Annotated in this window: 8 protein-coding genes; 3 read left to right on the top strand and 5 right to left on the bottom strand. The window is 55.2% G+C overall.

The window, feature by feature from the left end:
* Positions 1-11 precede the first annotated feature (11 nt).
* Both ABNU97_RS16495 and ABNU97_RS16490 read left to right on the top strand, forming a co-directional pair.
* Entirely contained in the window at positions 12-77 is a 66-nt protein-coding gene (locus tag ABNU97_RS16495) for a type II toxin-antitoxin system CcdA family antitoxin (protein ID WP_348767761.1), read from the top strand.
* Positions 77-394, top strand: a complete 318-nt coding sequence (locus ABNU97_RS16490; protein ID WP_348767760.1) for a CcdB family protein — start codon at positions 77-79, stop codon at positions 392-394. Before ABNU97_RS16495 ends, ABNU97_RS16490 begins: the two co-directional genes overlap by 1 nt.
* Positions 395-1,176: 782 nt before the next feature.
* Here ABNU97_RS16490 and ABNU97_RS16485 read toward each other — a convergent pair.
* The 3 genes from ABNU97_RS16485 to ABNU97_RS16475 form a co-directional block, all read right to left on the bottom strand.
* Positions 1,177-1,911, bottom strand: coding sequence for a hypothetical protein (locus tag ABNU97_RS16485; RefSeq protein ID WP_348767759.1), 735 nt, complete (start codon positions 1,909-1,911; stop codon positions 1,177-1,179).
* Positions 1,912-2,013: 102 nt separating this feature from the next.
* Positions 2,014-2,790 carry a hypothetical protein gene (locus ABNU97_RS16480; protein WP_348767758.1) on the bottom strand — a complete coding sequence of 259 codons (777 nt, stop codon included), beginning with the start codon at positions 2,788-2,790 and terminating at the stop codon, positions 2,014-2,016.
* 100 nt (positions 2,791-2,890) lie between these two features.
* Positions 2,891-3,442 carry an MltR family transcriptional regulator gene (locus tag ABNU97_RS16475; protein ID WP_348767757.1) on the bottom strand — a complete coding sequence of 184 codons (552 nt, stop codon included), beginning with the start codon at positions 3,440-3,442 and terminating at the stop codon, positions 2,891-2,893.
* A gap of 602 nt (positions 3,443-4,044) precedes the next feature.
* Between ABNU97_RS16475 and ABNU97_RS16470 the strand changes: the two genes are divergently transcribed.
* Entirely contained in the window at positions 4,045-5,139 is a 1,095-nt protein-coding gene (locus tag ABNU97_RS16470; protein WP_348767756.1) for a C45 family peptidase, read from the top strand.
* A gap of 28 nt (positions 5,140-5,167) precedes the next feature.
* On the opposite strand, the gene ABNU97_RS16465 is transcribed toward ABNU97_RS16470, so the two are convergent.
* Together ABNU97_RS16465 and ABNU97_RS16460 are read right to left on the bottom strand one after the other, a co-directional pair.
* Positions 5,168-5,947: an N-acyl homoserine lactonase family protein gene (locus tag ABNU97_RS16465; RefSeq protein WP_348767755.1), complete on the bottom strand. Its 780-nt coding sequence runs from the start codon at positions 5,945-5,947 to the stop codon at positions 5,168-5,170.
* A gap of 78 nt (positions 5,948-6,025) precedes the next feature.
* Positions 6,026-7,147 (bottom strand): bifunctional serine/threonine-protein phosphatase/kinase (locus ABNU97_RS16460; RefSeq protein WP_348767754.1); only part of this gene is annotated, 1,122 nt, incomplete at its 5' end.

The following is a 7,147-nucleotide window of genomic DNA, read 5'->3' as shown; positions in this document are numbered from 1 at the left end:
ACCAAGCCGCGATCAGAAGCTACAACGAATTCGTTGAGCAACACGGCTGCTTCGGCGACGACTTCCGGGCGTTCTAGTGGCCCAGTTCGACGTCTACGCCAACCCAGGCAGAACGACCAAATCGTTCTATCCGTACTTGCTGGACATCCAGAGCCCGCACCTTTCAGAACTGGCAACACGCATCGTGATTCCACTTGGCAAGCGCGCGTCGTTTCAAGATAACGCGATGCAGGGCCTGACGCCTGAAATCGACTTCGAGGACGAGAAACTACTGCTGCTGACGCCGCAAATCTCCTCGATACCTGCCATACAGCTCCAAAATCCAGTCGGCTCACTAGCCCATTTTCGAGATCAGATCCTAGGCGCGCTCGATTTCGCGATCACCGGTGTTTAGCACCGATGCTCGTTTAGGATGCCCGCGTACAACACATTCAGCTCCATATCACGCTAAGCGCTTACTCCGCAGCTTAGAGCCGTCCCAAGAGATCCGTATACTGTCCCCGATCTCAAAGCTGAGAGCCATTAGCAACTTACCCTAGATAGTAGCGTGCCTATTTAAGCTAACGCCGAAGCTCAGTTGCCGCCGAAGCGGCCGAAGGCCCGGAGGGCGCCCGAAGCGCGGCCGCGCTTTCGGCCGTCAACTGCAGCGGACTGTTATGCATAAAAGCTCAAGATCACGCCTATTATTGAAACCATGACGCTTATACCACCGACAGCTTTCCCCTTTCCAACGCATATTAGGAAAATGATCGACCTCAGAACAAACCGCGCAAAAAGAACCAACGGCGTCGCAGCGTAGAAAGTTAGATAGGCCTTGATATTTATAAATGACTCTAGGGACTGGTCCTTAAGCTCGTGCGCTGTGACGATCTGGGGGCCTTTTAAAGCCTTTTTCATAGCCTGATCTGCTCGAGGAGCTAATTCTCGGAATCGTTCTCCGTATTCGACTCGAAAAGACTCAATCGAACTTATACCTCGATTAAGGTTTCGCTCTATAGACTTCGAGACTTGGGGAAACCAAATTTCCACAAACGCGAGCAGAGCCCCGAGAACTGTTACAGCTTGGCAAAAATGTTGCAAAGAAAATTTAAATTATTTCGAGTAATGGGCATAACGCCGAAGCTCAGTGGCGGCCGAAGCGCGACAGCGCTTTGGGCGATCAACTGCAGCAACCTGCTATACGTTAACGCGAAGAAATCGTTGACGGGGAAACAACTGTCCAGCCACATCATGAAGTCGCCGGTGCATTGCGACGCTTGATTTCATATACGCCGATAATTCTGTTCGCATTTGTTTTGCACTTTGTATGGCACCTTTATATGTCTCAGACTTAAGGGATGCTTGGATCTCAGCGAGACTTGATTTTCGATCCGTAAGCCCAGCCGTCATCATTTCTGGCATGACTGTGCCTACGTAATGCTCATGCCTGATCCTAAGCACCATTAGTATCTGCTCGAATCTTTCCTGCTCAACTGTTAGATCCAGCAAATCCTGCGCGTAGCTAGTGGAGGCGAGAAATGCCAATTCATCAAAATTTTGCTTTAGATCAATATATTCATTAGATTTATGTGCGGGCATTTGGAATGCTAGATGTTCATCGCTCGAATACAACTGCATATCTCGAACGAATCCCTCCACTGCGTTTATCTGTCTTAATAAGACGAACAGCGACTTATTGATATAGAGAATCTTCGCCTCTTTTTCTTTACGCTTATTTGATAAGTCAGTTAGATAAAACGCAAACCAAGAACCCGAAAAAGCGGCGATTAACGTCGCGAGGCTAGCTATGTAGCTACTCGAATCTGATCCGTTCGCGGTGGCGACGGCACCCACGGCAACACCGGCTACGAAGCCAAGGATGGCGTACGTTATTAGCGCCTCTTGCTTGCTAGGAAAGAGCGACCATTTCATATTTTCGTATAACGCCGAAGCTCAGTCGCCGCCGGAACAGCCGAAGGCTGCGGAGGGCACCTTAACGCGGCAACGCTTTGGGCGGTCGACTGAAGCGGATTGTTAGCCGCTATTTTCGTCACTTGGGTCAGTTGGTTTTTCTTGGTCAATATGTGCCGCAGGCGGAAGATAATCTCTTACCTCATTAGGAATCTGCAGGGTTGTTAAGGTTAACGTCGCTAGTACAGCCAATTTTCCAATTACCGCCCAAAATTTTTCCGCGGCTGGGTAACTTTTTGCCGCGGCCCGAAACTCGGGATCCAGGACTACATGCCCGAACGCGGCTTCGACTTTTTCGATAATTGGGCCTGAGCCAGTGATTTCGTACTCGTCAATAGCTATTTGAATTTCGCGGAGCTTCGACGTCATATAAATCTTCACATTCTGAGGTAGCTCCGATTCACTAATTTCCTCAACCACCTCATTAACGGAACGAGAAATACCTCTTAAGGTATCGATGTTCCATGCTTTGCGAGGTATATGTGCGGCTAGAATGTCCGCTGTATTGCTAAGATAATTACAAGTATGGTCGTCAATATGTTTAATGAAGCCTTGCCACGTATCATTGAGATTTTGTCTAGAAAAAGCGCTATTAACAGAGGGTACCCATCCTAAGTAGCTTCTTGCATTTACGCCCTCGAGGGCTTTCAATTCCTCTGCAATTTCTCTTACTAAAGCCATTGTTTTTCCAAGTCGGCCAAGTAATAACGCTTCATCTTTCTCATCGACATTAAGTAGGCTACACCACGTCTTGCGACAGTTCTCCTGGGCTTTAATTTTCCTCCCGGCGTTGATTATGCGAAGAAGTCGCTCGGCGGGGTTCTCAAAACGATCAGTCAAGTAATTACTCTCCTACGACGGCTAACGCCTAAGCTCAGTTGCCGGCCGAAGTGCGGCAGCGCTTTGGCCGGTCAACTGCAGCGACAGGTTAGGGGGTTCGTCAATCAAATTTGCAGTCGATAGCTCCGCTTTCATCGATAGTGCTTATTTTACTTTGATCATGCTTGAGGCACCAAAGAAAATAGCCGATGACGTAGCAGAAGCGATCTCTCGGTTTTTTCCAACTATATCGATCAATGTTGTCTACTTGAGACTCAGTTGCTTTCGATAAGCGGCACAAAGCGTCAACCCGACCGCGAACCGACTGCGACTCGAATGAACAGCCTGCTAAATCGTGAGCAAACGAATTTCTAATACGTCTGAGGATATTCAAACCACTGGCAAAATCGCGAGATATCAATCCTAGACGGTACGATAATTCTATTCGCGAACTAAACGACGACATCGGCCCGTTCCCATCAAATAAAGGATCCGACGACGAAGGGCAAGACAGAAGATACCCATCGAGAAGTTCTCTCAGAGTATCGTCGATTAATGCGCTTGCAAGAATAACCGCAGCGCGATCCGATTCTCGATCGAACTCTTTAAGAAAAAATTCGAGCCAATCAGGCCGGTCGATTTTCTTTTCGATTTGATTCGTGGTGTCGTTCATATCCCCCCCCTAACGCCAATTCGACGACATTTTTCTACCTAACACGCGGTCGCTTTGTTACCTAACGCCACGCTGCGCCAATTAATATCAATATCTTGCGACAAAATCGCATCATAGGTCGACATATTAGGCCGCACGGATTATCGATAGATCGTCACCTCGGCACGCCTGGGTTGGCAATGCTGCCCTCGACCGAATATCGCATGGGCCGATGTCATGGGAAAGCGATCGATAGTCGTAGCCAACACGAATGAGATCTTCTATATCCGCGGACAGTATATTTAATTCCCGCCCCCAAGTCGGTTGGGTCCACAACGCGGCAAACTTGTTACCTAACGCTAAGCCCCGCAGGCGCCACTTAAAGCTCGAGAGCTTTTGAAATAGACAGATGTGAATAAGGCTGCCCATCAGACCAAGCGGCTTACGACTATAGCTTCCGTCCGTACGCCTAAATTTACGATCCCGCCCTGAACCGAATATCGCACGGACTGCGATTGCGAGAAATCGCTCGATAGTCGAAGCTGGCGACGAGAGGCCTCTTGGTTTGTCGCGAGCGTCGCAAGCTCATACGCTGCCGATGACAAACCTATCCCCTCTCGCCGATGACACTTACACCACTCGCACTTACAGGATCACCCGCCGCGATGGGCGCCGCTCACGGCAGACGCTATCGTGATGCCATTCAGCACTTCGGCGCGGAACGCACGCGTATGCTCGGCTCGGCTTATTGGGTCGGGCGCGAGTTGGATCGGGAGGCGGTGCTGGATATGGCCGCACAGTGCCTGCCGGCCCACGAACGGCTTGATCCCGCGTTAACCGACGAACTCCGCGCCATGGCCGATGCGGCCGGGCTGGATATCGCCGAGCTGCTGGTGGTGAGCGGTTTCACCGATCTGGTGGATACGGTTTACAACACGCCGGCGAACAGGTCCGCCACGCCTGCGCCACCGGCCGCGGATCAATGCACAGCGATGCTGGTGCCCGGCGAATGCTGTGCCGACGGCAACGCGCTGTTCGCCCAGACCTGGGATATGCACGAAAGCGCGGCCGAGCATGTGGTGATGATCGACGGGCGGCCCGACGATGCCCCGGCCTTTACGGCGTTCACCAGCATGGGCTGCCCGGGCATGATCGGGATGAACGCGCACGGCATTACGGTAGGCATCAATAATCTAGTGGCCGTGGACGGCCAGCCGGGCGTGACCTGGAATTTCGTGGTGCGCGCGATTTTGCGTCAAAGCAATATCGAGGACGCCCTGGCCTGTATTACCGATACGCCGCTGGCCGGCGCCCACAACTATCTGCTGCTGGATGCGAACGGCCGCGGCTTTAACGTGGAAGCCATGCCGAGCCGGCATGCGATTACCCCGCTCGAAGACCGGCCAGTGGTGCATACCAACCACTGCCTGACCGACGCGACGCAGGCGGTCGAACGCCAACGCTTGCCAGGCTCTCAGGCATCCAGTGAGAAGCGTCTGACACGTGCCAAGACGCTGCTCGACGATACGAGTTCACACGATATCGACACGCTGGCCGCAATCACCCGCGACCCCGAAGCGATTTGTGTGCAGGCCACGCCCAAGGTGCGGAAAGCCACCTGCGGTGCGGTGATCGCCGACCCGGCCAAGCGCACGCTATGGGCACTGCGGGGTCTGCCGTCGGAGCAACAATACGAGCCGTTTCGACTCGCGGACTGACGCGCTGGCCATCGTGCGTTTTAGCTAATCAATCGCGATACGCCGGAAAGGCCGGCAACGACCGAAAGAAGTCGAAGTCGTGGTTGGGCCAGAGTTTGGCGTTTTCGGCTGTGCCCATCTGTTTGATACGACGGATGCTGGCCAGGGCTTCGGCTTCGCGATCCTGCCAGCAGTAACCGGAGGCGATTTCGTCTGCAAGGTTTTCGGTGAGGTCGGCGGCGTCGCCGCATAGAATCACCGGCGGGCCCTTGGGCAGCTCGATGAACAGCGACATATGGCCGGCCGTGTGGCCTGGCGTTTCGAAGGCATGCACGCCCGGCGCCACGTCGTAATCGCCGTGCTGGATTTTCCAGCGATCGCGATCGGCGATCTCGTCTTCGAAAATACCGCTGACTTCGCCGGTATCGGCGGCCGCGACTTCAGCGTGATGGATATGTACATCGCAACCGGGCACGTCACACAGCCCGCCGGCGTGATCGAAATGCAGATGGCTCAGGAACACCACATCGATATCGGCCACGCTCAGGCCCAGCGCTTGGAGATAGTGCGGGATGCGCTGGGTCTGCGACATCTGGGGCACCTCGAACGTCGGGCGCATGGGCTCGAGATATTGTTCGCGCAGCTCGGGCGTGGCGATCTTGTGATAATCGCAGCCCACATCGAAGAGAACGCGCCCGTTCGGCGTTTCGATCAGATACGCGAGAATCGGCGCATCGATATATACGCCGTAGCCGCGATGGCGCGTAGAGACGGTCTTTTCGTAGCGGTGGGTCGCCGTGAGTAATGGATAAATTCGGGTTCGGTTCATAAGCCGGTCCCCGACTTGCGCGGCCGCCGCTCCAGCCGGTGTCGTTCTGGCGGACTGAAACACATGGGCTTTCGTTCTCTATCCACGCGCGATATAAAACAATAAAGCGGCCACCACTACGCCAAGCACTGCCGACAAGCCTTTCCAGAAGCGGTTGGGGTCGCGCTCTATCAGCGGTAGCCGATGATCGGAGACCAGCCCGCCGCGCGGGTGGCGCAGGTCGTAGACGAATTCGGCGACTTCGGCATAGCGCTGGTTCGGATTCGGGTGCAGGGCCTTACGCAGGGCGCCGTCCACCCAGGCGGGCACATCGCTGTTGTAGGCGATCGCGCTGGGGTAATTGAGCCGGTTCAGATCGGCGCTGCTGCGCGCCCGCGATACGTTCGGCCCGTACGGCAGGCGGCCGGTGAGCATTTGATAGGCGATCACGCCCAGCGAATACACGTCGGAGCGGGTCGTGCCCTGCCCGCCGATGAAATATTCCGGCGCGGCGTACTGGCTGGTGCCGAGCACGTCGTCGCTGCCGTGGCGGCCGGCGCTTTCGCGGATGCCGGCGACCTCGACGGCGCCGAAATCGATGATCTTCACCGTGCCGAGCCTGTCGATGAGGATATTGTCGGGCCGCAGATCCTGGTGAATCATCTCCTGGCGATGAAAGGCGAGCACGCCCTTGCCGATCTGTTCCACGATGGGGCGCACGCTGGCCATATCGGGCTGCGGATGATCGATCATCCACTGTGTAAGCGTCTGGCCCTCGACATATTCCATGGCCACATAGACATGCGCCGGCTTGCGCCGCGGCGGCGAGGCCTTGAGCACGTGGGGGCTGTCGATACGCCGGGCGATCCATTCCTCGAGCAGAAAGCGCTCCAGCAGCAGCGGGTCGGCCTTGAGGTCGCTGGCCGGCACTTTAAGGGCCACCACCTGCTCGCTGTCGTTGTCGCGGGCCAGAAACACATGGCTGCGCCCGCTGATATGCAGCGTACGCACGATCTCGTAGCCTTCGAAGGTCATACGGGGTTCGAGCGCGGGCGCGAACGCCAGATCGGTGAGCCGCTCGGCGATATCGTCCGGGTCCTGTTCGTCGAGGCTGTCGACGCGCACGATCTGCACGGTGAGGTTGTCGTGGCTGCCGTGTTCGTAGGCCATGTCCACGATGCGTTGGGCCGCGGTTTCCAGCGCATCGCCGTGGCAGGCCAC

This window comes from uncultured Salinisphaera sp. (assembly GCF_964012375.1).
GTDB lineage: Bacteria > Pseudomonadota > Gammaproteobacteria > Nevskiales > Salinisphaeraceae > Salinisphaera.
Note: the sequence above shows the minus strand (reverse complement) of the source record. Positions and strands in the feature narration are given on the sequence as shown.

Bases quoted from the DNA above. Each gene is read 5' to 3' on its own strand.
- ABNU97_RS16485 (WP_348767759.1), bottom strand. From the start codon at position 1,911: ATGAAATGGTCGCTCTTTCCTAGCAAGCAAGAGGCGCTAATAACGTAC.
- ABNU97_RS16465 (WP_348767755.1), bottom strand. From the start codon at position 5,947: ATGAACCGAACCCGAATTTATCCATTACTCACGGCGACCCACCGCTAC.
- ABNU97_RS16470 (WP_348767756.1), top strand. From the start codon at position 4,045: ATGACACTTACACCACTCGCACTTACAGGATCACCCGCCGCGATGGGC.
- ABNU97_RS16475 (WP_348767757.1), bottom strand. From the start codon at position 3,442: ATGAACGACACCACGAATCAAATCGAAAAGAAAATCGACCGGCCTGAT.